The following is a 24,764-nucleotide window of genomic DNA, read 5'->3' as shown; positions in this document are numbered from 1 at the left end:
AGGAGTCGCTGTGCCGAAGCCGTCCTTCGAGGACAGGTCCGACCACGCCAACGCCGACCGGGGGTTCGTCGCCACGGCGACCGGGCCGGCCAGGCAGATCAAGGACGACACGGGCAGGATCGTGTGGGACCTCGACGCCTACGCCTTCCTCGACGGCGATGCGCCGGGCACGGTGAACCCGAGCCTGTGGCGGCAGTCGCAGCTCAACGCCAGACACGGCCTGTACGAGGTGGCCGAAGGCATCTACCAGGTACGCGGGTTCGACCTGTCCAACATCACCCTCATCGAGGGCGAGCACGGCGTCATCGTCGTCGACCCGCTGCTGTCGGCCGAACCGGCGCGTGCGGCGATGGCCCTGTACCGCGAGCACCGGGGCGAGCGTCCCGTCACGGCGGTGATCTACACGCACTCGCACGCCGACCACTTCGGCGGCGTGCGCGGCGTGCTCCCCGACGGAGCCGACGTGCCGATCATCGCCCCGTCCGGGTTCCTTGAGCACGCCGTGGCCGAGAACGTCTACGCGGGCTCGGCGATGAACCGCCGCGCGATCTACATGTACGGCGCGGAGCTGGGCAAGGGCCCCGAAGGCCAGGTCGGCGCCGGACTCGGCCAGACCACCTCGACCGGCACGGTGACCCTGATCGAGCCGAACGTGTCGATCACCGAGACCGGCCAGGAGCAGACGATCGACGGCGTGCGCATCGTCTTCCAGCTCACCCCCGGCACCGAGGCACCCGCCGAGATGAACTTCCACCTGCCCGCGCGCCGGGCGCTGTGCATGGCCGAGAACGCCACCCACACCATGCACAACGTGCTGACCCTGCGCGGCGCCCTGGTCCGCGACCCCCGCGTGTGGGCCCGCTACCTGACCGAGGCGATCGAGCTCTACGCCGCAGACTCCGACGTGCTGTTCGCCTCACACCACTGGCCGACCTGGGGCAATGCCGAGCTGACGACCTTCCTGTCGCAGCAGCGCGACCTGTATGCCTACCTGCACGACCAGACGCTGCGCCTGCTCAACGACGGCTGCACCGGCGCCGAGATCGCCGAGCGCGTCCAGTTGCCGCCCGCCCTGGAGCAGGCCTGGCACGCACGCGGCTATTACGGCTCGCTCTCGCACAACATCAAGGCGATCTACCAGCGTTACATGGGCTGGTTCGACGGCAATCCGGCCCATCTGTGGGAGCTGCCGCCCGAGGAGTCGGCGGCCAGGCACGTGGCGGCCATGGGGGGCGGCGCCGCCGTACGGGAGAAGGGCAGGGCGGCGCTGGAGGCGGGCGAGGAGCGGTGGGCGGCGCAGCTGCTCAACTATGCCGTGTTCGCCGATCCGCAGGACACCGAGGCTCGCGACCTGCTCGCCCAGGTGTACGACCGGCTCGGGCACGGCGCGGAGAACGGCACGTGGCGCAACTTCTACCTCCAGGGCGCGGCCGAACTGCGCGGGCGCAAGGCCTCGGCCAGCATCGACAGCGCAAGCGCCGACGTCATGGGCGCGCTGAGCCTGGAGCAGATCTTCGACTCCGTCGCCATCCGCGTCGACGGCCCGCGCGCCTGGGACATCCGCCTGACCATCGACGTGCACGTCACCGACCTGAACCAGGAGGTCAGGCTCAGCCTCGCCAACGGCGTCCTCGTCCAGAGCGGCACCACCGGCGCCACCACCCCCGACCTGACGCTGAGGACGACCAAGGCGCACCTGCTCGGCCTGATCGCCACCGGCACCCTGGACGGCATCAAAACCGACGGCGACCCGAAGACCCTCGACACCCTGCTGTCCCTACTGACCGAACCAGACCGCGACTTCGACATCGTCACCCCGTAGCCGGGTCCTTGTGCGGGTGGCTCAGGTGCGGGTGACGGTGAAGCGGTCGAAAGTCTGCTCGTCGTCGGAGGAGCTCGAGATCAGCTCGACGCGGAAGAGATTGACTCCGGCGACGACGGGCGCGACCGTCATCGGCTTGCCGGCCCCATCGGAGGGCTGAGAGGCCGCACCCGTGAAGGCGGCGGTGCCCACATTGTCGGCCACCGTGCTCCCGCACACGTCGATGACGGTCCGGTGTCCCGCGAAGGCCCGCGCGGGCGCGGTGAGCAGGAAGGCCATGGCGGTACCTGCCGCCAGAGCCGTGGCCGCAGTGGTGCGCATGATCGTCATCGTCGTCCTTGATCGGTTCTGGTGATCGGCTGGAGGTCCGGTCCCGCTGCCGTGTCCACGTCGGCCCGGGGCCGACCCGGTTCGGGGCGACTACGCCCACCATCGGCGTCGTTGACGGGCCGATCCGCTCCCTCCTCTCACCAAGATCAAAAGTCGAAGCTGTAATCGGGCAGCAAACTCGGCAAACCGCCTGCGTGCGATCCGGCCTCGCGGGTGGTGATCAAGATCAGAAGTGTCACGATCCGTGATCGGTCGACGCCCGACGACTCCGGTCCGTCGCGGTGACGATGAAGGAGTACCGTCCCATGCGCCAGCACGTCTCCCGGCAGGCAAATGCACCCGTTCGTGCTCGGCCACCGGCTTCCCTGGCCCGCCGGACGCCACGACGTGGACGTGATCCCGTACACCTCTTTCGACGCGCTCTGCACGCCAGGAGCCCGATAGGCCTTGATCACGACGACACACGGGTGGCCAGGAGGAACGCCATCCCCTGGGTCGGGTCGCGGTGCACCCTGATCTCGGCGATGTCGTGCGGAGGAACCTGGTTGAGCACGGAAACGAGGGCCGGAGACGTGCGACAGAAGAAGCGCCAGTCCAGGACCGCTTCGAAGAAGCCCGCATCGGTGAACTCTGGAGTCACATTGCCGATGGCCAGTCGCCCCCAGGAGAAAGGCAGGAGAACAGAACGGCGGTGAGCGCCTGCGCAGAGCGTTCGTCCAGGTAGTCGTAGAGGCCGCTCGCCCAGATGAGGTCCATGGGCCCATCGGTACACAGGCCACGCTCGGCGAGGATCTCGCGGACGGATTGGCGGCAGGTGATGACGGCAGGGCCGTAATTGTGCTCGATGCGGGCCAGGGAGTCCGCGTCGTGGTCGAAGGCGAAGCAGCGGACGTCGCCGTGTGACTCCCGCAGCGGCACGGAATTCTCGAACTCCCGGAAGTGGCCGCAGGCCACCGAGGCGATCCTGGCGGCCCGATGACCGGCGATCGTCTCCTCGGCGAGAGCGCGGGTCCAGGAGAGCCGGTAGCGGACGATCTTGGAAGCTTGACTGGTGACCGTCGAGTAGTGGTTGATGGCCTTCACGACCGGATCGGCCGAGGTGATCCGGGCGAGGCCGTAGTAGTGATCCATCATGTCCGCGTCACCCGCGTATCCGCGCGGTTTGCGCAACGCGAGCTCGTTGAACGGGTCGGCGAGCAGGACGTGATGCAGGGGGTGGTTACGCAGGTCGGCGGCGAACTGCCGCCATGCGCGCGTGGGCTGAGCCCGTCGGCGGCCCTCCAGCCACACGTAGAGATCGGCGACCACGTCCTCGACCTCGGCCGTTGTGCCGTCACGGGTGAGCAGGGCGAGGAATCGGTCGAGCGCCAGCAGGTCCGTGATGGTCTTGAGATGGTTGAGCAGGTCCTCCACCGTGGCCGCTTGCTTGATCACGTCCGAGGGCAGTCCGAGGTTGAGTTCCTTCGACAGGACCTCGGCGATCTCCTCGCAGTCCGGAGAGGTGGCGCCGAGTTCGCCGCTGAGGGTGGCGTCGATCCGGACTCGCTCCTCCGAGACAGACAGCACCCGGGAGATCGCGGTCACGACGGCTTCGTGGATGGATTGGTCAGACATGTGCGCTCCAGACTTCGCTCAGTGCGTTCGGGTGATGCGGAACAGGGGCCGGGGCCGGCCGGACCGGCCACGGCCCGACGGGGGTCTTGGCTGATCGGCGAGAACGTCCCCGGCCCCGACGAGCAGCCGGGACACCACGGGCGGCGCCTCCATCGGACAGGGATCTGTACGTCTCGGGAGACGGTCATGTCCTGGCGAGACGGCCTCACCGTTGTGGAGACGGCCAGGGAAGGAGGCACGAGTGCGCCTTCAGGCCGGGCGACCGCGTCCTGCGTCGAGGGAGTGTGCCGGAGTCCCCGCCGGGAAGCCGGGTCGCCTCGAATCCCGGCCAAGGGTCCGATCCGGTTTGCCGCGTTCAGCGTACGTTCGGCCCCGGTGATCATTGTCTGGCGGGGAACGTTGCCGTTCGCGGGCCGACACTCGGCGCAGATGGCGCCGCCCCGCGTGCTGGAGGCATGCAGCGCGACCGTCCCGCCGGGAAGCCCGGTGTCGGCCCGATCCGTCCCGGCGGCACGCGACAGGGCCGCCCCCGCGGCATCCGTACAGGGCAGGCAGCAGGCCGGGATGGCGCCGAGCGACGATCGGAGAAGCGGGCGGCCCCTTCTTGACCGCCTCCCACGCCATGATCGAGGTCAGGACGATGACAGCCGGGATCTCGGCCCGAGTGTGCGGCGCCCGTTGTGCGTCGAGCAGTGGAGTGGTCAGAGCAGCGCCGAGCGGCTGCTCTCTCGGCACCCAAGACGGGTGCTCTCTCCAGCCTGGTCCCGGGCAGGGCTCCGCGGCTCCCTGTCCGGGAAGGACGACCATCACGTGGTGACCACTCATCCTCGCGCCATCGGGGACGCCACGAAGGCCGTCCACCTCCACGAAGGGCATTGCGGCGAGGCGCGGCGATATGCCGCAATCACCCTGTTTCACTGCCTCGATGAGGGCCCTCCGGACCGTCGGATGGATCTTGTTGCTCCGGCGTACGGCGGTGTGGACATGGTCGCCGGCATACCGGCACAGGATGTCGAGGCGCCGACCGGCCACAAACAGAAGGCACTTCCAACGAAACTCCCCAGAACCGACAGCGCAAACGCCGGAGCGACGGTCAAAGCCCTCACGAGCCTGGCCGGCCGCTTCGACCCACAAAAAAGGGCCGAGCCATTCTTCACCGTCGCAGCTACGGCGATTCCTTGAAACGCTGAACGCCAACACAGGTGCTGGAGTCGACGGCGTTGCGGATTTCGATTGTGCCAGCGCTATGCACAAGTGAAGCCAATGCGCGACAGAGAACCGGGTTGACATTTCTGACGATTATTCTCAAACCCCTCAATCCCGCCCGTAAGCCCTCGATGGAGCACGCACAATACGCCCAAACCTACTCAGGGTGAAGTCAAGCGTGCGGCCCGCATTCTGGACTGCGGAAGCGAGGACACGAGCGGAAATGACCAGATCAGGACCCAAACGCCGACGAAACCGCCCGCTTGCAGTAACAGCGATCAGGGCAGCCCCCTCTGGCTGTTCTGCAGCCGGTCCGGCAACCATGCGCCCACTACCTTCGAGCACATTCAGCGCTTCACACTGTGTTTACAGAATCACAGTCAGTGCGTCAAGCGCGAGGAAGACTCCTGTAGCCCGACAGTTCATCCACGACCCGACACGGAAATGCCGCACCTCCACTCTCCGTGTCGCACCGCCGTTTCCGGAGGACCGCAATACTCATTGCACACGTTAGCCACAGCGCGACATATTCATTCCGAGCTTCGGAGCACGCCAGATGGCCATGAGCGCAAAGACGCGTGGTCACGGGGTGACGCAATGGCCCGCCAGGGCCGGGATTCGCACGAAATCGCACAATTCCCGGCCACCGGCCCCCTCGGTGACCGCATGCCGGAACACCGTTCGTACGGACACAACTCTTGATCGACCACTTAATGTAGTCTACTAATTACATAGAGCGACTTTACGCAGGTGAAGACGACATGCGGGCGATCGATGCCACGTCCGAGAAGACCCGATCTCACTGAGTCCGATCCCTTCCGAAATCCAGTCGGCCGACGCGTTCGGCGGCTGAGGCCGAGATACGCCCTCGTCCTTCCCGCGCCGATACCGGCCACCCGGCCACGCATTCATCGCAGTGTTCCCCCGCCGTTCGTCGCGAGCGGGCCCCCCTCTCGAAGGAGTCACCGGTGCGTACTCATGAAGACCTGATCGGCGTCGTGGAGGTCCCCGACGAGTCCTACTACGGTGTTCACGCCGAGCGGGCCCGCCGCAATTTCTGGGTCTCGGGCAGTTCGATCGGTGATCACGCGCGTTATGTGTCCTCGATCGCGCTGGTGAAGAAGGCCGTCGCGCTGGCCAACGCCGACATCGGGGCGATCCCCCCGGCCGTGGCCGAGGCGATCTGCCGGGCGGCCGACGAGGTCGTCGCTGGGCGGTTCGGGCCCGAGCAGTTCCCGGTGGACATGTTCAGCGGCGGCGGCGGTGTCTCGGCCAACATGGTGGTCAACGAGGTCCTGGCCAACCGCGCCAACGAGTTGATCAGCGGTGAGAAGGGCTACCGGTTCGTCCATCCCAACAACCACGTCAACGCGGGCCAGTCCACCAGCGACGCCCTGGCCACCGCCACCAACCTGACCCTCCACGGGGACCTGCTGGCCCTGGTGGACAGCGTGGCCCTGCTGGAGGAGACCCTGGAACGGAAGATCGACCAGTACCGCGACACGGTGAAACTGTCCAGAACCTGCCTGCAGGACGCCGTGCCGGTGACGTTCGGCCAGGAGTTCGGCGCCTACCTGGCGGTCGTCAGACGCGGCAGGGCCAGGCTGACGGAGGCGGCCGAGGCCTGCCTGGACGTGCCGATGGGCGGCACGGTCGTCGGCACCGGCCTGGGCATCACGGCGGGATACCTGGAGCGCGTCTACCCGCGCCTGAGGGAGGTGACCGGGCTGCAGTTGCGCCGCCACCCCAACTTCTTCGACTGCTTCCAGAACGGCGACATCTTCCAGCACATCTCCACCACCTTGAAGTCGCTGGCCACCAACCTGGCCAAGATGTGCCGCGACCTGCGCATCCTGGCCAGCGGCAACCGCACCGGCATGATGGAGATCACCCTGCCCACCGTCCAGGCCGGCTCGTCGTTCATGCCGGGCAAGGTCAACCCGGTCATCCCCGAGATGATCGTGCAGATCGCCTACCAGGTGTGCGGCAACGACACCGCCATCACCATGGCCGTCGAGGGCGCCGAACTCGACTTCAACGCCTGGACCGGAGTGATCGCCAAGAACCTGTTCGAGTCCTGCCGCCTGCTGACGAACGCGATCCCGCTGCTGGCCGGGCGATGCCTGGACGGGCTCCAGGTACGCACCGAGCACTGCGCGCGCACCGCGGGGGAAACCCTCGCCCTGTCGGCCGTGGTCGCATCGGTCTACGGCTACGAGGCCGGATCGCGTTCGGCGGCCTACGCCAACGCCAACGACTGCTCCATCCACACGGCGGTCGTGCGGCTGGGCATCATGTCCGGGCCCGTGGCCGACGAACTCCTGGACCCGATGATGATCACCGACGTGCACCGCAGCTCACAGATCACCGAACGGCTGCTGGCAGGCGAGCGCGCCCGCACCGCCGCGGCGATCGCGACCCTGTCCCCGCAGGCACGCGGCGTCCTGCTGGAGGTGGCCTCGCGCATGGCCGCCGCCGACGGCGACATCGCCCACGCCGAACAGGCCGCACTCCAGGTCATCGCCGAGGCACTGGACCTGCCCCTGCCCCAGCGCCTGCCGTCGGGCCCGCTCGCCGTACCCGACGGCCTGTCCCACGCCGAACGCCGCCTGGTGTACGGCTGCGCGCTCTGGCTGGCCGACGCCGACTCCGCCAGGGACAGCGCCGAGGACGACCTGCTGGCCGCCCTCCTGCCGTTGCTGGACCTGCCCCGCGAGGAGACGACCGCACTCACCGCCTCGATCGCCGAACTGCGCGCCGACCGCCAGGAGTACGTGCCGCGCTGCGAGGCGCTGCCGTGGTGGGAGGAGTTCCGGGCAGTGGTGGCGCGCATCTCGCATACCGACCTCATCCCCTTGTGACACCCCGAGATCCCCTTGTGACACCCCCGGCACCGCTTCCCGCCCCGCCCCGCGTACCGGACACCAGGCCGGCCCGCAGGGCACCTGCCGCAGCGGTGAAGGCTTCCTGACCACGTGTTGACTGACCACCTTGCGTGCCCGACCATTCACCACAGGCGACAACACCGGTTCATCGGGCACATCAAAACAGCCTGGGAGTCGTTCATGCAGCAGCTCAGCAACCTGCTCTACGCCCGTCCCGAGCTCTACCAGGCCGTCTACCACGGCACCGGCCACGCCAGCCCGCGACTGTGCGAGGAACTGTTCACCACCCACCTCGGCCGTCCACCGCTGTCCCTGCTCGACGCCGGCTGCGGCACAGGACGCGACCTGGAGTACTTCACCGGCCGGGTACCCCGGTGCGTGGGCGTCGACGTCCAGCACCAGATGATCGACTTCGCCCGCCACAAACTCCCCCACACCGAACTCCACGTGGGCGACCTGCGAACCTTCCGGCTCGAAGAGCGCTTCGAGGCCATCGTCTGCCTCGGCCTCGTCCTGTCGTACATGCAGCACAACACCGACCTCACCCAGGCGATCCAGACCCTGGCCGCACACAGCCAGCCCGGCACCGTCGTCGTCCTGGAGATCATCAACGCCATCATCGACCCCCGCGGATCCCACCTGCCCAGCACCTTCCGCATCGAGCACGGCGACTTCCGCGCCGTGGCCAGCGCCGACTACACCCTCGACCACCACACCCAACTCCTGACCCGGCGACGCACATGGCAGATCGAAGGCGGCGGCCAATACGACGACTACGTGAGCTTCCGCCTCATCTTCCCCCGCGAACTCGAGCACTACCTCGCAACCCACGGTCTGCACGTCGTCGACATGCGAGAGGGAACCACCGCACTCACCGAGTTCAGCCTCTTCGTCACCGCGATCTTCAAGACAGACACCCCCGGCAACACGACGAAGGCGACACCCAGACCCCACTGAGACACCACCGAACCGCCACCGCGCGACCTAGCGGCCGAACACCGCACCGGCCCAGGCAAGAGCGGCGCCCAAGGCGGCATCCAGGATCGACACATGGTCGACACCGGGACACACGACACAGGTGACGTCGTTGCCACAGGCCGACAGCTCGGCCGCCATGCGTTGCGTACGGGTGTGATCGGTCAGCGCGTCCGTGGTGCCGTGCGCCAGGAACACCGGCGCGGGAAGCAGTTCGATGGGCGCTTCCAGCTTGGCGCACAGTTCTCGGGTGCGGGGGTCGTCGCAGATGCCGACGGCTCCCGCGTCCTGGTTGGTGAGCAGCATCCCGGCCTTGATCGTCCCCATCAGGTCCGCCTGCATGATGGTGTCGATCACGCGGCTGCCCGCGGCCGAGAGCAGGTCGCCGGGAACGAACTCGGGATGGGCGACCGACAGCCCGGCCAGCACCATGGTCACGAACGGCGACAGCGGCGCGTGCGGATCGGCGGTCAGGTCGCGCAGGCTCTCGTACACGAAGGTGGGAGGGGCCAGCGCCACCGTGCCCAGGTGCCGCAGTTCGGGCGCGTACGTCGCGGCGAGAGCGGCGGTGAACAGCGCGCCGTGCCCGCCTTGTGAGAACCCGACCGTGATCCAGCGGCTGTCGAGCCGATCGGAGAACTCCCTGGCCGCCCTGACGACGTCCACCAGATCGTCGGCTATCGCCCTGCCGTTGATACACGGATGATCGTCCGGCGTGCCGATGCCCTCGTAGTCCGAGGCCGCGACCGCGTACCCGGCGGCCAGCCATCCGGCGGCGAACCGGCGTTCGGGTGGGCTCAACCCGACCACCGAGGGCGCGCCGCAGTCCCCCATTCCGGTCGACCCGTGCGCATAGCTGATGACAGGCGTCGCCCCCGCGTGCGACGTGGCGGGCAGATAGAGGGCGCCGGTCAGCCGAGTGGGTGCGCCGTCGTGCCGCTGGCCGCTGTATACGATGCGGTGCGCCGACCCGGTGTGCTGCGGCCACAGCCCGGGGCCGAGGGGAACCGCCGACAGCAGCCTGCCGTTGAGCTGCCGTTGAAGTGTCATGTCAGTGACCTCCGATGAGTGCGAGGAGTTCGGCGGAGCTCAGCACGACCACGCGAGGCGCACGCCTGGCGGTGCAGGCGGTGACCACGACGGCTTCGCGGTACAGCGACCAGGTCACCCGCAGTCGTCCGGCGCCCGCCCCGACGCTGAGCTCGCCGCCGGGGCGAGCGCGTACGGGGTAGCCGGCCAGGCTCGGCCGACTACCCCTGGTCGCTTTGTACGCTGCTTCCTTGCAGGCGAAGAGCAGCGTGGTGTCGGTCGAGCCGGGCACGTCGTCGGCGGGACTGGTGATCATCGGCAGCAACCGCGCGTTGGCGGGGTCGAGCCGTTCCACGTCGACGCCGACGCGGCACCGGCCGGGCCCCGCCGACGCGGCCACCAGCTGCCCGCAGTGCGAGATGGACACACTCCACGACGGGTCGACGACGCCGGCCCTGCGCGGCTCGGGCGCCCCGTCGCCGGCTTTGCCGATCTCCAGGTCGGCGGGCAGGCCGCCTGCGGCCAGGGCGAGCGCCGCCCTGGCCGTGAGCCGTCCTGCGGTGAACTCCGGCAGCCGCCACGCGGGAAGGCGTGCCGCCGTCGCGCGCTCGGCGACGCTGAGCAGCTGGTCTCCGAGCGGAGGTACGTCCTGCCACGCGGCGATGACGGTGATCACCCGGCCCATGGGAGGGTCAGGCGGCGGATCGGGCGGTGAGCGCTGACTGGAGCTGGTCGACGAAGCCGCCGATGGTGTCGGCGACGGTGGTCTCGGGTGTCACGAGTGTGACGCCGTGCGTCAGTTCGGCACGCATGGCGATGCGCATGATCTTGATAGAGGAGGCGTCGCCGATGTCCTGCAGCCGGGTCGTCTCGGTGATCGCTGCCGGGTCGGTGCCGAGTTCGGCGGCGATGTCGGCCTTGACCGATCGCAGGAGGTCATCGCGACTGGGGGCGGTGGCGGTCATCTGTCATCCCATCAGGTCGGCCGTGGAGCTCTGCTCCGCGGCATCGGAAGCCCTCCCGTGGCCAGGAGGGAGCGGGTGAGGTCGCGCTGCCGCTTCCCGCTGGTCGTACGGGGAAGAGCGCCGGGACAGGTGAGTCGCACGGCCACGGCGGGCAGCCCCTCGGTGGCGTGCACGCGCGCCCTGATGTCGCCGACGACCGTGTTCCGGTCGGCTCCGGGGCCGAGTTCGGCCACGACCGTGAGCCGCTCGTCACCGTCGCACACGGCCACGACGTTGCCCCTGTGCACACCGGGAACGGTACGGACGACGTCCTCGACATCCTCGGGGAAGTAGTTCTGCCCGGCGATGACGATCATGTCTTTGGACCGGCCGACGATGAACAACTCGCCCTGGTCCATGAAGCCCAGGTCGCCGGTGCGGAGCCAGGGGCCGTCGAACAACGCCGCCGTCGCCTCCTCGTCGTACAGATAGCCGGTGCTGACCGGGAGTCCGCGCACCTGAATCTCACCGAGGGCTCTGTCGGCCGCGACGCCGCCGGCACGGTCGGCGATGCGCAGGCCGATGCCGGCGATGGGCGGGCCCAGCGATACCAGTGCCCGGCCGCAGGCAGGATCGGACGTCTCCACGACCTGGCCTGTCGATGTCAGGTGCTCGCGGTCCACGTGCAGAACGCGCACGGGGCGCAGGCCGGTCGAGACCGTGACGATCAGCGTGGCCTCGCCCAGTCCGTAGCCGGGGCGCATCGCCGAAGCGCGCACGCCCCACGCGGCGAAGCGGCGGGCGAAGTCGCGGACCAGTTCGGCGGTGACCTGCTCGGCGCCGTTCACCGCCATCCGCCAGCGGGAGAGGTCGAGCGGACCGCGCCGGTCGTCGAGCGCGGACAGCATCATCTCGAACCCGAAGTTCGGCGCGCAGCAGATCGTGCCGCCGTGCTCGGCGAGATGGGCGAGGAAGGCGTAGGGGTCGCGGACGAATCGTTGCGGGCTGAACAGGTGGCAGCGGCCCCCCGCGAGTGCCGTGGCCAGCATGCTCACCAGGCCGAAGTCGTGATGCAGGGGCAGCCAACTGACCAGCACGTCGTCGCGGCCGATGTCGAGTGAGCGCACCGTCGCCTCAAGTCCGGCCAGCAGGGTGCGGTGGCTCAGTGTTATGCCCTTGGGCGCCGCCGTGCTCCCGGAGCTGAGCTGGACGTAGGCCAGGTCCTCCGGTCCCACGCGCGGCAGCGGCGAAGCGGTGGCCGCCAGATCGGCGGGAAGAACCTCCAGGTGAGGCAGCTTTTCCCGCAGCGCTGCGGCGATCGGCTCGTACGGCGCCGCCACCACCAGGCGTCTGATGCCGGTTCGCCGGATGATCCGGCTCAGCCGATGGGCGGTGGCGTCATGGTTGAACGGTGTGGTCGGCAGGATGGTGGCGGCGGCCCCCGCGAGCATGATCCCCAGCAGCGTGACGGGCGTCTGCGGAGCGGTGGGCGACAGGATGCCGACGACCTCTCCTCTTCGCACTCCCGCCCCCACCAGCCCCCGGCCGAGCGCTGTCGCCCTGGCGTGCAGGTCGGCCAGGCTGAGGTGCTCGCCGGTTTCGGGGAAGATCAGCGTGGCTTCGTCCGAGTACGAGGCGGCGTTCAGGGCTGCGGGCACGGTGTCGGCGGAGAAACAGGCAGGAGAGGAGCACAGCGCCATATACATAGCGTAGTTATATAGCTACTTTAAGTAAACGTCTGTCGATCGAATCGGACCGGTACGGCGGTGTAGGCCCGCGCGACCACCACGAACTCCTGCGAAGGGGCGCCGCCTGGAGAGAACGTGCCCGGCGCCTCGGCCACCCTGCGGAACACCTCGGCGCCGATGAGTTCGGCCAGTGCGGCCCCCAGGCAGTAGTGCGCTCCCGCTCCGAAACTGAGCGGCGGTGGAGCAGGCGCGGCGCCGAGAAAACGACCGGGGTCGAACGTGTCGGGCGCCGCGTACCGTGCGGGATCGCGGTTGCACGCCTCCACCAGCACCAGGGCCAGTGTGCCCGGCGCCAGCCGTACACCGTCGAGCAGGACCTCGCGGGTCGCCCACCTGCCGATCATCGTCAGGGGTGGGCGGTATCGCAGGACTTCCCGAGTGAAAGCGGCGGGGAAGCCGGGCTCGCCCCGGAGGCGGGCGATGAGGCCGGGGCGGTCCATGAGCTCGATCAGCCCGCTGACGATCATGCTGAAGCTGGTGTCGATCGCCGCCACGAGCAGGAAGGCGAGGTCGGCGACCAGTCCTCTGGTGTCCTCACGCGCCCAGGCGCCGGCGATCTCGGTCACGAGGTCGTCCCCCGTACCGCCGCGCCGGCGGTCGACCAGGTCGGCGAAGTAGCCCATGAGCTCCTCCACCGCCGCGTCGGCGAGCGCGTCGCCCGGCGGGTCGAGGTTGACCGCACGCCCGTACCTCGAGGCGAGCATGGCCAGCCGTGCCCGATCGGACGGAGGAAGGTCCATCAGCGTGGCAATGATCTCCATGACCAGCGGTCTGGCGAACCCGGTGACGGCGTCGGCACCCCCTGCCGCCGCCGCGACCTGAAAGGCCGCGGTGTGCCGGTCCGCGACGGCGGCGACCATCGGCCTGAGCCGTTCGATCCCGCGCGACAGGAACCTCCTCCCGAACAGCGCCCTGACCTCACGGTCGCCGGGCCCCGCGCACACCATGCCCCTCATCAGCCAGTCGACGGAGGGACGCGCGCGCCACCCCGGCCAGGCGGCGTCGGCCCAGACGGCGTTCCGATTGTGGTGCGCGGGATCGCGCAGCACCTCGTGAGCGGCATCGAACCCACTGACCACCACCCGCCGCCCCGCGACGAACACCGGCCCCGAGGCACGCAACTCGCGATACCGCTCCCAGGGGTCCGCGTGCCCTTCCTCGGTCAGCAGAGCCAGCAAGGCGGCCACTCCCATGGCGCCTCCCCCCGATGACGGCAAGTAGCACGTACGTAACGTCACGCCCAGATGGGTGGTCAAGCCTTCGTTTCAGCCGCCGGGACGACCGTTCGCTCTCAGCCGCACCCCCTGCCCCTGCTCGCGCCCAGCGGGCCGACGACCTGCTCGGCCCCAAGAAGGTCCCGGCGCGACTCTGGGCCGGATGATGACCGAACCGCTCAGCGACGCTACCGGCGAATCGCGGGCGATCCCGTCCTACAGCGAAATTCCCGTCACATCAGCACAACTCTGGCATTCGCCCTGCACCACGCCCCGCGCGCCCCCGACGACTACGGAACCCGGCCCGTCGCGCGCGTCCCTCAGACTCAATACACGCCCGGCCGCACATACCCGAAACCGCGCGATGCGCCATTCTCGAACAGAACTACGCGTCAAGCTGGAATCCCAGCCGCCTCACCCTCGTGAGCGAATACCGGGCAGGACCGAATCGCGCCATCCCGATGCGCGGCGACCCCCATGATAAGAATGAGCCAGGCAGAAGCTGTATTCCGCGGTAATCGGCGACGCCGGGGGTTCTGGTGAAACTTTTCGAGGACTTCGCCCGCACCGAGGACATCCTTCGCTCGCTGCTCCCCTTATCCGCCCCACTGGTGGCCGAAAAGGCAGCCGACCTGTGCTTCGCCGGTCGGGGAGGCTGTTCCTGGTACCACGGTTCGTGGCAGTACCTCAGGATGCTGGACGCGGTCTCCTCCCCCACCTGGCACGGCGATTTCTACCGGCGAACCCTGCGCGCGTTCTCCCGTACGGCGGGCGAGAATGTCTCGGTCCTGGTTTCCGGCGCCGCCGACTATTCCCTCCTGGCCTATCTGAGTCCGATGGCCGAAACCCGGGGACCTGCGATGACGACCATGGTCACGGATGTGTGCGCGACTCCGCTGTTCGCCTGTGGGTGGTTCGCCGAGCGGTGCGGCTGGCCAGTCAGGGTGATGCGGGCCGACATAAGGGACCTACCGGGGCACATGGGCGGTGTCGACCTTATCTGTGCAGATGCCTTTCTCAGTCGATTCGGACTCGGCGCGGTCGACGGAGTTCTCGCCGCATGGAAACGAATGCTCACCAGCGAAGGGCGTGTCATCACCACACTCCGGACAACGCCTCTGGAAGAGGAGCAGGACCGGGCGAACTTCATACGGGAAAAGTTCGCTGAAAAGATCATGGAGATGTGGGAGAATAGCGCCTACGCGCATCTCGTACCGGCGCATAATGTGCTCGCACGGGCGATGCGTTATGGACAGCATATTACGAGCACCTCGTTCAATACCCCGAGGGACGCGGAGGCGGTTCTCGCACGTCACTTCTTGATCGAGCACATCGAAGTGGCGGATGTCTCTCTCGATTTCTATCCCACCCGATATACACGGGTGGTCCTGCGGAAAAGAGGGTGAACGGCCGATGAAGTTTGATTTCGTGACCTGCGCGTCGGTCTCGGGCACTCTGCACGGCATGTCGGTGGGCCAGAGCGACGACCTGGCGATCCATTTCCACGGCACATGGGGCAACTTCTACGAGAACCCGTTCGCCACCGCCGTGGCCGGCACCTATGTCGAGGGCGGCTGGCGATACGCCTCGGTGAATCTGCCGAGCCATGACGGCGGCTCGATCGACGAGACGCTCGAATCCTCCCTCGTCGCGATCGGCGCGTGGCTGGAGACCCTCACCCGTCCCGGTTCGCGCCTGGTGCTGCAGGGGCACAGCCTGGGCGCGCTGAAGCTGATCCGCGCGCTCGCCGACGACCGGCTCTCGCCGCCCGGGGTGGAGCTCGCGGGCGTCGTGCTGCTCGCGCCGTTCGACATCGTCGCCTTCAACGGCGGCAAGGACGCCGAAACCGTCAAGGCCAACCGCGCCCGCGTCCAGGAGGCCATGCACGGCGACCCCGCCGCCTGGGTGCCCACCGACGTCTTCGGCCACTGGCCGCTGTCCTCCGGCACGTATCTCGCGATCAGCGAGCCCGGCGGGCCGTGGGATGTGTTCCGCTCCCGCGACGGCGACCAGGCCCGCTGGATCGCCCCGCTCGGCGTCGAGACGCTCGTCGCGGTCGGTGGGTCGGACTTCGCCGCCTTCCCCTCGCCGCAGGAGGCGCTCGCCCCGCTCGCCGAGCTCGACGGCGTGCGGGCCGAATGCGTTCCGGAGGCGCCGCACAACTTCGCCGGACGCGAGCACGCGCTGCAGACGCATATCGGGGACTTTCTACGCCGTCTGGGCTGACGGAGATGCGTCAGAAGGACATCGTGGAGTTCCTGACGCTTCCTGGACGGAGGTCAGGAGAGGCGGCCTGCCGGCTCGTCCTCGTCGAGCTGAACGCGCCCGACGGCGAGGACATGCTCCTGCGCTGGCGGCTGAGCGTGCGGGACGGCGGCGATGACCACGCGTTATGCCTGGAGTTCCCCGACCTCGGCCTCGGCGGCGAGGTGCCCGTCGCCGAGATGCGGGAGGCGTTCGCCCGTGAGCAGTCGCTCGCGGGCCTGCTGCTGCACAGGGTGTTCGCCGGGAGCTTCGCCGACCTCGTCCCCGAGATCCCCTCCGCCGAGGTGCTGGAGCGGATGGCCGGCGCCTTCGCGGCGGCCGAGCGGCGGGTGCAGGACATCCCGGAGGAGGTCCGCGTCAGCTCTCCGCTGAAGGCCCAGCTGACGCGGCGGCTGCGACACGGCGACGGCGTCGTGGTGCTCGGCCACAGCGCGTCGGGCAAGACGATCGTCGCCGACGAGGTGGCCCGCGACCACGTCCAGCGCGGCGGCGCGGTGCTCTGGCTCGACCTCGCGGCCCCGGAGGCGACGGTCCTGGCCTGCCTGCTGGCGTTGATGAGACGGCGTCGCGCGCCCACCGGGTTCGCCCTGCTCGTCCTGGACGACGCGCAGTGCAATCCGGCCGCCGCGGGCACCTTCCTGCGCTTCTGCGCGAGCCTCGACCGGGCGGCGGTCAAACCGCTCGTCCTGGCCTGGCCGGAGTTCCGCCGGGTGCTGGCCGACTACGACATCACCCTCGCCGTCGGCACCTGCGACGGCACCGCACTCGTCGAGGCCATCATCGGGGAACGTTCCGTCGCCGATCCCGCGGTGCGCAAGGGGTTGCGGGAGGTCGCGTCGGGCAACGCGCTGATCGCCGAGATCGCCCTGTCGCTCTATCTGGAGACCCGGGAGCTGCCCAATCGGGTGCGGATCGCCGAACTCGCGTTCCAGGCCCTGATCGGCACCCGCGTACCCGGCGCGGAGGAGCTGAAGGTCCTATGGCGGGTGTGCTGCCTGGCGATGTTCGAGATCGACCTGAACGTCGCCGACCTCAGCCTCGCCGGGCAGGAGGCCGCCCGGGGTCTGCTGAACGGGAAGATCCTTCGCAGCCGCGGCGACTACATCTACTTCGGGCACCGTACGTTCGCCGGGTTCGTCGCGCGCCATCTCAGCACGCTGAGCCCGGCCGGCGTCGAGGGCACTCCGGTGAACATCGCCATCACCTACCTGCGCGACGCCAGCGAGGAGCAGATCCGCAACACGCTCGACCGGCTCGACGCACGGCAGATCGACGCCCGCCAGGCGGCGGACCGGGCGTCCCTGCTGGAGGTGTGGAGCAGCCTGAACACGCTGGCCCAGTACGTGGGCAGGCAGGTCGAGGTGGACGCGTCCTGGGCCAACAACGTGGCATCGGCGATCTTCGCCGGTGAGGCGCTCGCCGAGCTGAAGATGACCGAAGACTGGCGCCGCATCGCCGCCTGGGTACGCACGGCCTGGCCGGTTCCCGACGGTGTGCGCCTGCCCGCGCCGGTCGGCGGCGCGACCGCTGAACGTGATGACTTCACCCAGATCCTGGAGCGCATGGCGGCCGAGGACAAGCTGGACGGCAGGTTCGCGATGAAGGCGTCCGAGGTCGACGCCGACCGGTTCCACCGCACGTGGGTGCTCGGGCTGCTGCTCGGTTTCGAGGGGGCCGCGCTCGAACCCGATCCGGCGCGTAGCCGTAACCTGCTGGCCGTCGCGGAGCGGTCGCAGGCGCCCGACGGCTCGTTCTATCCCTCCCGTGTCCCGTGGGTCACGGCGCGTGTGTGCGTCGGGCTCGCGCAGATGGGCGAGCGCACCTCGACGAGCCGGGTCCTGCGCTCGGCCGTACGCTGGCTGCTCACCGAGGCTCCGCATGGACCGTTCTGCGATGGGATGTGGCCCAGCGGGACCGGCACCTGGAACACCACCGTCAACAGTTCGGCGCTGGTCCTGCTCGCCCTGGCGATGTCCGGGACGAAGCGCGACGACGCGATCGCCGGAGCGCTGGAGCGCATCCACCGCCATCGCGAGGAGTGGACCGCCCAGGGCAAGGAGGTCGACGCCGCCCAGACGCTGGAGGCGTCGCTGCTCTTCGGCCACGGCTGGGCCGATCTGTCCGAAGAGCTGAACCGCCTGATCGCCTGGGCCGGGGACGCCAGGTCGTGGGAGTCGGCCAACCTCTCCGCAGCCGACACCCAGGACGAAAGCAGCAAGGTGCCCTATGTCGCCCGCACGCTCGTCGCCCTGATCTGGGAGACGGCCCGCAAGGAACTCCCGGCATTCCTGGAGCGCCTGTACGGCGACCGCCGCGAGTGGGGCGGGCTGTTCGAGGTCATCGAGCGGGACCTGCTGATCCTGTTCGAACGTGCCAAGGAGGCCTTCACCGACCTGCAGCGGCGCTGCGACGCCGAGGTCGAGGCCCGCGACAGCCTGGGCGGACCCGGCCGTCCCGTGCCGATCGAGGTCCGCAACGAGCTGCACCGCTGGCGGGGGCTTCGCCGCAGATGCGCGGAGTACGACCGGGCCCAGGCCGCGGCCGGTCTGTCGTCCGAGGGGATCATCGCCTACATCGCCGCGGTCGACGAACTCGGCCCCGAGATCTACGGCGACGGCAACTGGACCCTCATGGCGGAACGCCGATGAGGGGCGGCGGAGCGGGCTTCTCCGGGTTCCAGCTCGCGGTGGTCCTCTGCCTGCCGCTGCCGGAGGCGATGAACCTCTTCGTCGGGATCATCACCGGCACCGGCATCAACCTCGTCACCTCGGCGGTGTTCGACTCCGGGCCCCGGCGGACCGAGGCCATCGTGTCCGGGCTGTTCATGGTGGCCGGGGCGATCTTCGCCGGGGTGGCGGCGGTGCTGCTGCAGTACGCCCGTGCCGAGGCGCAGCAGAGCGCGGCCCGGCTGTCGGCCCGCGAACAGCGCTCCCTGTTCGTGGACGCCGTGCGCGAACGCCAGCAGAAGATCTTCTGGACGATCGGGGTCGCGCTCGCGCTGCTGATCGGCTCGGCGATTCCCTTCTTTCTCGTCTGAGGGCTTTCTCGTCTGAGGACTTTCGTCATGCCGATCGCGCCTTCTGTCCGCGCATGCTCACCACCGCCGTCAGCAGCGGAAACACCGCGATCACCGCCAGAACCTGGGTGAGCCCGGCAGCCGCCGACAGCGCTCCGGCGAGCGCCGAGGCCGCCGCGCCGCCGACGAAGAGGCTCAGGTTCAGCAACCCCATGCCCATACCGCGCACCTCGACCGGAAACCGGGCGGCGATGTCCGCGGGCAGGACGACCTGGGTCAGCGCGAACGCCGCCAGATTGAGCGACGCAGCCGCGACCACCACCCACGCGCCGCCCACCCCCGAGCCCGCCACCCCGTACGCGACCGCCGTGACCAGGGCCACCACAGCCAGCAGCCGACGACCGGCGAGCGGCCCCAGCCGTCCGGCCAGGCGTGACAGCACAGCCCCGGCGCAGGCCCCGGGCAGCAGCGCGGCCCCGATCATCAGCACGCTCCAGCCGTGACCGGCCAGCACCTGAGGCACCGCGTACATCCCTGCGAACAGCCCGCCGAACACCCCGATCCCGACAGCGACCGCGAGCCGGAACCCGCCGTCGCCGACCACCACGACGGGCACGAACCCCTCGGGCCGCCGACGCGTCCGCCGGACCAGAACCACGGCGGCCACTGCCAGCACGAGAGCGAGGCCGAAGGCGACCGGAGGCCGCAGCCCCAGGCTGCGCCCCTGAACGAGGATCAGCAGCGTGCTCACCGCGACGGTCAGCGCGACCGCCCCGCCGACGTCGAGCCGACGCCCCGAACCGGCCCGCGTCGCGTACGGCAGGCACAGCGGCACGGCCGGCAGCGACAGAGCGGGCAGAACCAGGGTCAACCGCCAGGACAGCCAGGTCGTGACCAGCCCGCCGACCAAGGTCGCGCCAGCCGCGAAACAGGCCATCACGACGCCGTACACACCCAGGATCCGCGCCCGATCGCCGAACTCCCCCGCCGTGAGCAGCGCGCCACCGGACGCCGCCATCGCCCCCGACCCCGCGGCCAGAAGCAGACGGCCTACCACCAGTACCGCCAGACCGGGCGCGAGCAGACAGACGACGGCGCCGACGGCCAGGACCACGGCCCCGGTGAGCAGCGCGACGCGTACTCCCCGCGTACCGGCCAGCCTGGCGAAGAGCGCGGTGCCCACGCCGAGGGCCAGGGCGTGCGCGGTCAGCACCCAGGCCACACTCGCCGCGTCGGCGTGCAGCGCGGCTCCCACCGCGGGCAGCGCCACGCCCGCGGCGGTGACACCGAAGACCGTGGGACCGAACAACCCGCCCAGGCGCAGTGCGATCGATACCGGCCCAGGGCCATGCGTGACGGACAAGGTACTCATCGGGGGTCGACTCCCCACACGTCGCAGCGCTCGCCCAGGGCCCGCAGGCCGTCGGACGACTCCAGGCCGTGCCGGACGCGGCTCAGGGCACGGAAGTAGTCGAAACGTTCGACGCCCGGGGTGAGGACCACCAGCACCTCGGCCGTACTGCCCGGCGCGGCGCCGAAGGCATGCGGCATACCGGGCGGGACCACGACCAGGCCGCCCTGGCCCACGGTGTCCATGCCGTCGCCGAGCAGGAACTCCATCGTGCCGTCGAGCACGTAGAACGCCTCCGTCGACAGGGTGTGGACGTGCGGTGCGGCGCCGTTCGCGCCTTCGGCGAGGCTGAGCCGGTTGACGCCCAGCGCGCCGCCGGTGGCGTTCGCGTCGGCCAGCAGGCGGAATCCGCCACCGTCCGGCAGCGGCACGTACTCGGCCTCATGTGACTCCACGACCAGCGAACTCATGATCAACTCCTGGATATCGGGTACCGCATCATTCGAACGCGGAACACGACAGGCGACCAGAAGCGTTCGCTACCGATGTCGATCACGAATCGTGATGGATCGGAGGGGGATCGCATGGAGTTGCGGCAGTTGCAGTACTTCGTCGCGGTGGCCGAGGAAGGCGGCTTCACCCGGGCCGCCGAACGGCTGCACATCGTCCAGGCGGCGGTCAGTCAGCAGATCGCCCGGCTGGAGCGCGAGTTCGGCGTGCCGCTGTTCGACCGCAGTACCCGCCGGGTGCGGCTGACCGGGGCCGGGGAGCGGCTGCTGCCCGAGGCGCGTGCCGTCCTGGCCGCCGCCCACCAGGCCCGGCAGGTGGCCGCCGACCTGGCCGCCGGTGCGGACGGCATCCTGCGCCTGGGCAGCGTGCAGGGCCCCGGTGATCGCATGCACCGCCTCCTGACCGAGCTCGCGGTCCTCGCGCCACGCCTTCAGGTACGGCTGCACCGGCTCGGGCTGGTCGATCGGCTGGCGGCCGTACGGTCGGGCGAGCTCGACGCCGCCCTGGTCCGCGCCCTGACCGAGGCGCCGAACCTGGAGCTGCTGCCCATGTGGAGCGACCCGCTCCTCGCCGCCCTCCCCTCCTCCCACCCGCTCGCCGCCCTGCCCGTACTCCGCCTGGAACAGCTCGCCCCCCTGCCCCTGCGCCTGGCGCCCCGCGAGCACAACCCACCCTTCCACGACCTCATCGTCGACACCCTGCACCGGTCCGGCGCCGCTCCCCTGCTCGGTCCCCCGTTCACCACACTGCTGGACACGCTGGCCGCCATCGGCGCGTCCCCACCGTCCTGGACGGTCTTCTACCAGGTCGTCGACCTTCCCGTCCTGCCCAGGGTCCGCATTGTCCCGCTGGCGGCACCCGCTCTTGTCACGTCACTGGCGGTGCCTCCAGGGCCGCCTGCGCCTGCGCTTCGGCATCTGCTCCGGGCGGTGATGGAGGTGGGGTCGGCGGGGGCGGATGCTTCGGCGGGATGAGCAGATGTGGCGGGGGCTTGGGATCGCCTTCTCCGCGGATGCGCCCGGCCTGTCACCGCGTGGCGGTCCGCAGTGGGCAGTCGGGGCACGTGCAGGTGGTCAGGCTCTCGCATCCGGCGTCGGCCACCCGGCCGAGGGCGGCCCGGACGGCGATCAGGCCGGCGATACGCGCGTCCAGCTCGGCGATCTTGTCCTGAGCCCGGGCTCGCAGGTCCGGCCTGGGGCGGCCGACGGCGATCAGGTCGGCCACCTCGTCCAGTGTGAAGCCGAGTCGCTGGGCGGCTTTGATCGCCATGAGCAGGCCGACCGTCTCGGGCGGGTACGCGCGGTGCCCGCCCGGGCTGCGTCTCGGCTCGGCGATCAGGCCCCGGCGTTCGTAGTAGCGCAGGGTCTGCGGGTTGACCCCGGCCCGCGTGGCGACCTGCCCACTGCGCAGGTACGGCGTCACGGCGTCCGGCCGGCCGCGCGGGCCTGCAGGGCGTCCAGCACCGCGACGTGCTCGTGCGGCGCCGCGACCTCCAGCACCGATCCGCGCCCGCCGATGGTCAGCGTGAAGGTGAAGAACGAGCAGCACCCGCTCTCCCGTGCGCAGAGCCCGGCCGCCCTGGCCGCGTGCTCCGGACCAGGCGCGAGCTCCAGCCGCAGCCGCCCGGCGCCGGGCCGCGACACCCCCAGCACGGCCTCGGCGAACAACGCGTCGAAGGCGGCCACCCGCAGCGGCCGCTCGGCCGTGGGCAGGGTGCACGCCGAAGGCGCCCAGACCTCATCCTGTGTCATGCCTCGACGGTAAGCCCGTACCCGGGTACGGGATACAAGCCCGGACAGCACGCGTCAAGATCACGAATAGACCCGTGCCATTCCCGTAGAGCCTGCGTATGCACCGATCCGCGCACTCCCGCCATGGACAAGGCTGAACCCATGCGCTGCCCGGCACCGAGCCACGAAGAAGCCATATGCCCGCCCCCGCCACACCACAGGAGGTGGCCATCGAGCACGAACGGCTGCGAACGATCAGGGCCGGGCTCGGCCAGGCCGCCGGACCGCTCGACGACGCCCTGTCCGCCCTGGTCGGCCTCACGGTGGCGGAGGCGGCCTACACCTCCTTCACCTACTCCCTCGCCGTCGCCTACGGCCAGGCCGAGGCGTACACGATGCGCGAGCTGCGCCACACCGCCGAGCAGACCGTCCGCATCCACGACGAGGTGGGCGCCGCGGCCGACCTGTGGCACGCGGCCGAACAGGCGAGCACGGTACGGCCGGCCTGATGCTCGACCGAGGCGCCGAGCTGGCCGGACTGAGCCTGCGGGTCGGCACGGGGGCGGCGCTGACGCTGTCCGCACTCGGCCTGCCCGCCGGATGGCTGTTCGTCAGCAGGATGTACATCCACCAGTACGACCCCCAGGCCTTCTTCGACGGGGCCCGGACCTGGCACAAGGCCGCCCGCGACGTACGGCAGGCCCGCGACCGGATCGGCGGTCTGGTGTCCGGCGTCGCGCGGAACGGGTGGCGCAGCGCGGACGGCCGCGCCTTCCAGCAGCGGATGGACCGCTTCCTCGGCGACCTGCTCGGGATCGAGATCCGCGCCCTGGTCACCGCGACCGTCCTGTCCATGTCCGGCGCCGCGATGCTCGCGATGATCGCCTTCCAATGGCTGGTGGCCGCCGCGATGGCCACGGTCGCGGCCTGGGTGCTGGCGGCGAGCGTCGCACCCTTCAGCGCCGCGGGAGCCAGGCTCGCGGCACTGAACGCGCTGATCAATATGTTCCGCGCCTACCAGTCGGTCGAACGCGGACTCGACACCCTCCTGCACGCCTGCGCCGCGACCCTGGCCGCCACCGTCACCGCCGACGTGGCCACCGACGACGACTCCTCCAGCCTGCACGACCTGGCCACCGCCACCCTCGCCCAAGGCCCCCTGCTCCTCTGGGGCACCGCGAACCGCATCGAACGCGACCTCACCGCCCGGGGCCTGTCCGGGCATTCGCCCTCCGGCCGCCCACTCCCGCCCGGCCTCCCCCAGGCCGCAGGCGCCAAAGCCGTCAACGACACCGTCGGCGCCCGACAAACGATCACCGGCCCGCACACCCCACACCAGAACGCCGACGGCTCCTACGACTTCCCCTGGGAACGACGGTGAACGACGACGCCAACAAGCCCGCTTACCCACTCCTGTGCCCCAAGTCGATCAACCACGCGGCCGGACCACGCCCCTCGGCCGGCAGCCTCTGCGGAGACCCTCGCCTACGCGACCGAGCCGTACACCGGCTCCCCCCGGCACGCATACGCCACATACACGACACCTGCCCCGGTCACCTCCGAGGTCAGCAGCCTCAGCCCGGCCGCGCCGCTGCCCTCGGGAAACAGCCGCTTGCCCCGGCCGAGTACGACCGGGAAGACCAGCAGGTGGTACTCGTCCACCAGTTCGGCCTCGCGCAACGTGCGCAGCAGGTCGCTGCTGCCCTGGACCAGCAGTACGCCGTCGGTGCGTTCCTTCAGCTCGGCGACCGTCGTGGCGGCCTCCCCGCGCAGGACCGTGCTGTTGCGCCAGTCCGCGGTCAGCGGTTGCCGGGTGGTGACGTACTTCGGCATGCTGTTGATCTTCGCGCCGCCCTCCTCGTCGGGGACGTGCGGCCAGTGCGAGGCCAGCAGGTCGTAGGAGCGGCGGCCCAGGACGAGGCCGTCGGCGCGCTCGAACAGCGCGCCCATGATGCGGCCGAACCCCTCGTCCACGTGTGGAGCCAGCCACCCGCCGTGCGGGAAGTCACCGGAGTCGTCCTCGCCCGGACCGCCGGGCCCCTGCATGACCCCGTCCAGCGACAGGAACGTGCCCACCACCAGTTTGCTCGCCATCGGTCCTCCTGCTTCCTCTGCGGATACGGCC

The 24,764-nt window shown here is 69.8% G+C and carries 25 protein-coding genes; 11 read left to right on the top strand and 14 right to left on the bottom strand.

Translation table 11 applies throughout. From position 1 onward, the window contains the following. Nucleotides 1-10: 10 nt before the first annotated feature. Entirely contained in the window at nt 11-1,822 is a 1,812-nt protein-coding gene (locus ACTWNK_RS16600) for an alkyl/aryl-sulfatase (protein ID WP_474304873.1), read from the top strand. A gap of 21 nt (nt 1,823-1,843) precedes the next feature. Here ACTWNK_RS16600 and ACTWNK_RS16595 read toward each other — a convergent pair whose 3' ends face one another. From ACTWNK_RS16595 to ACTWNK_RS16580, 4 genes are all read right to left on the bottom strand, one after another. Then, entirely contained in the window at nt 1,844-2,152 is a 309-nt protein-coding gene (locus ACTWNK_RS16595) for a hypothetical protein (RefSeq protein ID WP_474304872.1), read from the bottom strand. Nucleotides 2,153-2,298: 146 nt separating this feature from the next. Next, on the bottom strand, nt 2,299-2,607 hold the full coding sequence (locus ACTWNK_RS16590) for a hypothetical protein (protein WP_474304871.1): 309 nt from the start codon (nt 2,605-2,607) through the stop codon (nt 2,299-2,301). Then, complete coding sequence (locus ACTWNK_RS16585) at nt 2,604-2,792, bottom strand: hypothetical protein (protein WP_474304870.1); 189 nt, start codon at nt 2,790-2,792, stop codon at nt 2,604-2,606. The genes ACTWNK_RS16590 and ACTWNK_RS16585 overlap by 4 nt, the downstream gene beginning before the upstream one ends. Then, nucleotides 2,789-3,766 carry a phosphopantetheine-binding protein gene (locus ACTWNK_RS16580; RefSeq protein ID WP_474304869.1) on the bottom strand — a complete coding sequence of 326 codons (978 nt, stop codon included), beginning with the start codon at nt 3,764-3,766 and terminating at the stop codon, nt 2,789-2,791. Before ACTWNK_RS16580 ends, ACTWNK_RS16585 begins: the two co-directional genes overlap by 4 nt. Before the next feature lie 813 nt (nt 3,767-4,579). On the opposite strand from ACTWNK_RS16580, the gene ACTWNK_RS16575 reads away from it, so the two are divergent. The 3 genes from ACTWNK_RS16575 to ACTWNK_RS16565 all read left to right on the top strand — a co-directional run bounded on the left by ACTWNK_RS16575 (nt 4,580) and on the right by ACTWNK_RS16565 (nt 8,814). Next, nucleotides 4,580-4,948 (top strand): hypothetical protein, encoded by a 369-nt coding sequence (locus ACTWNK_RS16575; protein WP_474304868.1) that lies wholly within the window; start codon nt 4,580-4,582, stop codon nt 4,946-4,948. Nucleotides 4,949-5,940: 992 nt separating this feature from the next. Beyond that, nucleotides 5,941-7,833: a lyase family protein gene (locus tag ACTWNK_RS16570; protein ID WP_474304867.1), complete on the top strand. Its 1,893-nt coding sequence runs from the start codon at nt 5,941-5,943 to the stop codon at nt 7,831-7,833. Between the two features lie 204 nt (nt 7,834-8,037). Continuing rightward, nucleotides 8,038-8,814 carry a class I SAM-dependent methyltransferase gene (locus ACTWNK_RS16565; RefSeq protein WP_474304866.1) on the top strand — a complete coding sequence of 259 codons (777 nt, stop codon included), beginning with the start codon at nt 8,038-8,040 and terminating at the stop codon, nt 8,812-8,814. Nucleotides 8,815-8,841: 27 nt separating this feature from the next. On the opposite strand, the gene ACTWNK_RS16560 is transcribed toward ACTWNK_RS16565, so the two are convergent. The 5 genes from ACTWNK_RS16560 to ACTWNK_RS16540 are packed head-to-tail and all read right to left on the bottom strand — an operon-like array spanning nt 8,842 to nt 13,746. After that, on the bottom strand, nt 8,842-9,882 hold the full coding sequence (locus ACTWNK_RS16560; protein ID WP_474304865.1) for a lipase family protein: 1,041 nt from the start codon (nt 9,880-9,882) through the stop codon (nt 8,842-8,844). A 1-nt stretch (nt 9,883) separates the two neighbouring features. Further along, nucleotides 9,884-10,537: a 4'-phosphopantetheinyl transferase family protein gene (locus ACTWNK_RS16555; protein WP_474304864.1), complete on the bottom strand. Its 654-nt coding sequence runs from the start codon at nt 10,535-10,537 to the stop codon at nt 9,884-9,886. Between the two features lie 16 nt (nt 10,538-10,553). After that, nucleotides 10,554-10,826, bottom strand: coding sequence for an acyl carrier protein (locus ACTWNK_RS16550; RefSeq protein ID WP_474304863.1), 273 nt, complete (start codon nt 10,824-10,826; stop codon nt 10,554-10,556). 11 nt (nt 10,827-10,837) lie between these two features. After that, nucleotides 10,838-12,505, bottom strand: coding sequence for an AMP-binding protein (locus tag ACTWNK_RS16545; RefSeq protein WP_474304862.1), 1,668 nt, complete (start codon nt 12,503-12,505; stop codon nt 10,838-10,840). Between the two features lie 26 nt (nt 12,506-12,531). Continuing rightward, entirely contained in the window at nt 12,532-13,746 is a 1,215-nt protein-coding gene (locus tag ACTWNK_RS16540; RefSeq protein WP_474304861.1) for a cytochrome P450, read from the bottom strand. Between the two features lie 560 nt (nt 13,747-14,306). Here ACTWNK_RS16540 and ACTWNK_RS16535 point away from each other — a divergent pair. Genes ACTWNK_RS16535 through ACTWNK_RS16520 form a run of 4 tightly spaced genes read left to right on the top strand, consistent with a single transcriptional unit; the run spans nt 14,307 to nt 19,069 of the window. Then, a complete protein-coding gene (locus ACTWNK_RS16535; protein WP_474304860.1) occupies nt 14,307-15,173 on the top strand; it encodes a hypothetical protein in 867 nt (288 codons plus the stop codon). 7 nt (nt 15,174-15,180) lie between these two features. After that, nucleotides 15,181-15,993, top strand: coding sequence for an alpha/beta fold hydrolase (locus ACTWNK_RS16530; protein WP_474304859.1), 813 nt, complete (start codon nt 15,181-15,183; stop codon nt 15,991-15,993). 5 nt (nt 15,994-15,998) lie between these two features. Further along, the gene (locus tag ACTWNK_RS16525) at nt 15,999-18,680 is read left to right on the top strand and encodes a hypothetical protein (protein ID WP_474304858.1); all 2,682 of its coding nucleotides are present in this window, start codon (nt 15,999-16,001) and stop codon (nt 18,678-18,680) included. Further along, nucleotides 18,677-19,069, top strand: a complete 393-nt coding sequence (locus tag ACTWNK_RS16520; protein ID WP_474304857.1) for a hypothetical protein — start codon at nt 18,677-18,679, stop codon at nt 19,067-19,069. Before ACTWNK_RS16525 ends, ACTWNK_RS16520 begins: the two co-directional genes overlap by 4 nt. Nucleotides 19,070-19,094: 25 nt before the next feature. Here ACTWNK_RS16520 and ACTWNK_RS16515 read toward each other — a convergent pair whose 3' ends face one another. Both ACTWNK_RS16515 and ACTWNK_RS16510 read right to left on the bottom strand, forming a co-directional pair. Then, a complete protein-coding gene (locus tag ACTWNK_RS16515) occupies nt 19,095-20,420 on the bottom strand; it encodes an MFS transporter (protein WP_474304856.1) in 1,326 nt (441 codons plus the stop codon). After that, nucleotides 20,417-20,869 carry a cupin domain-containing protein gene (locus ACTWNK_RS16510; RefSeq protein WP_474304855.1) on the bottom strand — a complete coding sequence of 151 codons (453 nt, stop codon included), beginning with the start codon at nt 20,867-20,869 and terminating at the stop codon, nt 20,417-20,419. The genes ACTWNK_RS16515 and ACTWNK_RS16510 overlap by 4 nt, the downstream gene beginning before the upstream one ends. Before the next feature lie 114 nt (nt 20,870-20,983). Between ACTWNK_RS16510 and ACTWNK_RS16505 the strand changes: the two genes are divergently transcribed. Continuing rightward, nucleotides 20,984-21,883 carry a LysR family transcriptional regulator gene (locus ACTWNK_RS16505; RefSeq protein WP_474304854.1) on the top strand — a complete coding sequence of 300 codons (900 nt, stop codon included), beginning with the start codon at nt 20,984-20,986 and terminating at the stop codon, nt 21,881-21,883. Between the two features lie 52 nt (nt 21,884-21,935). Here ACTWNK_RS16505 and ACTWNK_RS16500 read toward each other — a convergent pair whose 3' ends face one another. Continuing rightward, a complete protein-coding gene (locus tag ACTWNK_RS16500; RefSeq protein WP_474304853.1) occupies nt 21,936-22,331 on the bottom strand; it encodes a MerR family transcriptional regulator in 396 nt (131 codons plus the stop codon). Continuing rightward, a complete protein-coding gene (locus ACTWNK_RS16495) occupies nt 22,328-22,660 on the bottom strand; it encodes a hypothetical protein (RefSeq protein ID WP_474304852.1) in 333 nt (110 codons plus the stop codon). The genes ACTWNK_RS16500 and ACTWNK_RS16495 overlap by 4 nt, the downstream gene beginning before the upstream one ends. 176 nt (nt 22,661-22,836) lie before the next feature. Here ACTWNK_RS16495 and ACTWNK_RS16490 point away from each other — a divergent pair, with 176 nt between their 5' ends. Further along, entirely contained in the window at nt 22,837-23,148 is a 312-nt protein-coding gene (locus ACTWNK_RS16490) for a hypothetical protein (RefSeq protein WP_474304851.1), read from the top strand. After that, the gene (locus ACTWNK_RS16485) at nt 23,148-24,020 is read left to right on the top strand and encodes a hypothetical protein (RefSeq protein WP_474304850.1); all 873 of its coding nucleotides are present in this window, start codon (nt 23,148-23,150) and stop codon (nt 24,018-24,020) included. The genes ACTWNK_RS16490 and ACTWNK_RS16485 overlap by 1 nt, the downstream gene beginning before the upstream one ends. A gap of 104 nt (nt 24,021-24,124) precedes the next feature. Here ACTWNK_RS16485 and ACTWNK_RS16480 read toward each other — a convergent pair whose 3' ends face one another. Continuing rightward, complete coding sequence (locus tag ACTWNK_RS16480) at nt 24,125-24,733, bottom strand: dihydrofolate reductase family protein (protein ID WP_474304849.1); 609 nt, start codon at nt 24,731-24,733, stop codon at nt 24,125-24,127. Nucleotides 24,734-24,764: the final 31 nt, after the last annotated feature.

This window comes from Nonomuraea sp. IBHARD001 (assembly GCF_056106265.1).
Note: the sequence above shows the minus strand (reverse complement) of the source record. Positions and strands in the feature narration are given on the sequence as shown.

Bases quoted from the DNA above. Each gene is read 5' to 3' on its own strand.
- ACTWNK_RS16545 (WP_474304862.1), bottom strand. From the start codon at position 12,505: ATGGCGCTGTGCTCCTCTCCTGCCTGTTTCTCCGCCGACACCGTGCCC.
- ACTWNK_RS16525 (WP_474304858.1), top strand. From the start codon at position 15,999: ATGCGTCAGAAGGACATCGTGGAGTTCCTGACGCTTCCTGGACGGAGG.
- ACTWNK_RS16495 (WP_474304852.1), bottom strand. From the start codon at position 22,660: ATGACACAGGATGAGGTCTGGGCGCCTTCGGCGTGCACCCTGCCCACG.
- ACTWNK_RS16550 (WP_474304863.1), bottom strand. From the start codon at position 10,826: ATGACCGCCACCGCCCCCAGTCGCGATGACCTCCTGCGATCGGTCAAG.
- ACTWNK_RS16580 (WP_474304869.1), bottom strand. From the start codon at position 3,766: ATGTCTGACCAATCCATCCACGAAGCCGTCGTGACCGCGATCTCCCGG.
- ACTWNK_RS16565 (WP_474304866.1), top strand. From the start codon at position 8,038: ATGCAGCAGCTCAGCAACCTGCTCTACGCCCGTCCCGAGCTCTACCAG.
- ACTWNK_RS16530 (WP_474304859.1), top strand. From the start codon at position 15,181: ATGAAGTTTGATTTCGTGACCTGCGCGTCGGTCTCGGGCACTCTGCAC.
- ACTWNK_RS16480 (WP_474304849.1), bottom strand. From the start codon at position 24,733: ATGGCGAGCAAACTGGTGGTGGGCACGTTCCTGTCGCTGGACGGGGTC.
- ACTWNK_RS16515 (WP_474304856.1), bottom strand. From the start codon at position 20,420: ATGAGTACCTTGTCCGTCACGCATGGCCCTGGGCCGGTATCGATCGCA.
- ACTWNK_RS16595 (WP_474304872.1), bottom strand. From the start codon at position 2,152: ATGACGATCATGCGCACCACTGCGGCCACGGCTCTGGCGGCAGGTACC.
- ACTWNK_RS16560 (WP_474304865.1), bottom strand. From the start codon at position 9,882: ATGACACTTCAACGGCAGCTCAACGGCAGGCTGCTGTCGGCGGTTCCC.
- ACTWNK_RS16485 (WP_474304850.1), top strand. From the start codon at position 23,148: ATGCTCGACCGAGGCGCCGAGCTGGCCGGACTGAGCCTGCGGGTCGGC.
- ACTWNK_RS16540 (WP_474304861.1), bottom strand. From the start codon at position 13,746: ATGGGAGTGGCCGCCTTGCTGGCTCTGCTGACCGAGGAAGGGCACGCG.
- ACTWNK_RS16510 (WP_474304855.1), bottom strand. From the start codon at position 20,869: ATGAGTTCGCTGGTCGTGGAGTCACATGAGGCCGAGTACGTGCCGCTG.
- ACTWNK_RS16520 (WP_474304857.1), top strand. From the start codon at position 18,677: ATGAGGGGCGGCGGAGCGGGCTTCTCCGGGTTCCAGCTCGCGGTGGTC.
- ACTWNK_RS16490 (WP_474304851.1), top strand. From the start codon at position 22,837: ATGCCCGCCCCCGCCACACCACAGGAGGTGGCCATCGAGCACGAACGG.
- ACTWNK_RS16505 (WP_474304854.1), top strand. From the start codon at position 20,984: ATGGAGTTGCGGCAGTTGCAGTACTTCGTCGCGGTGGCCGAGGAAGGC.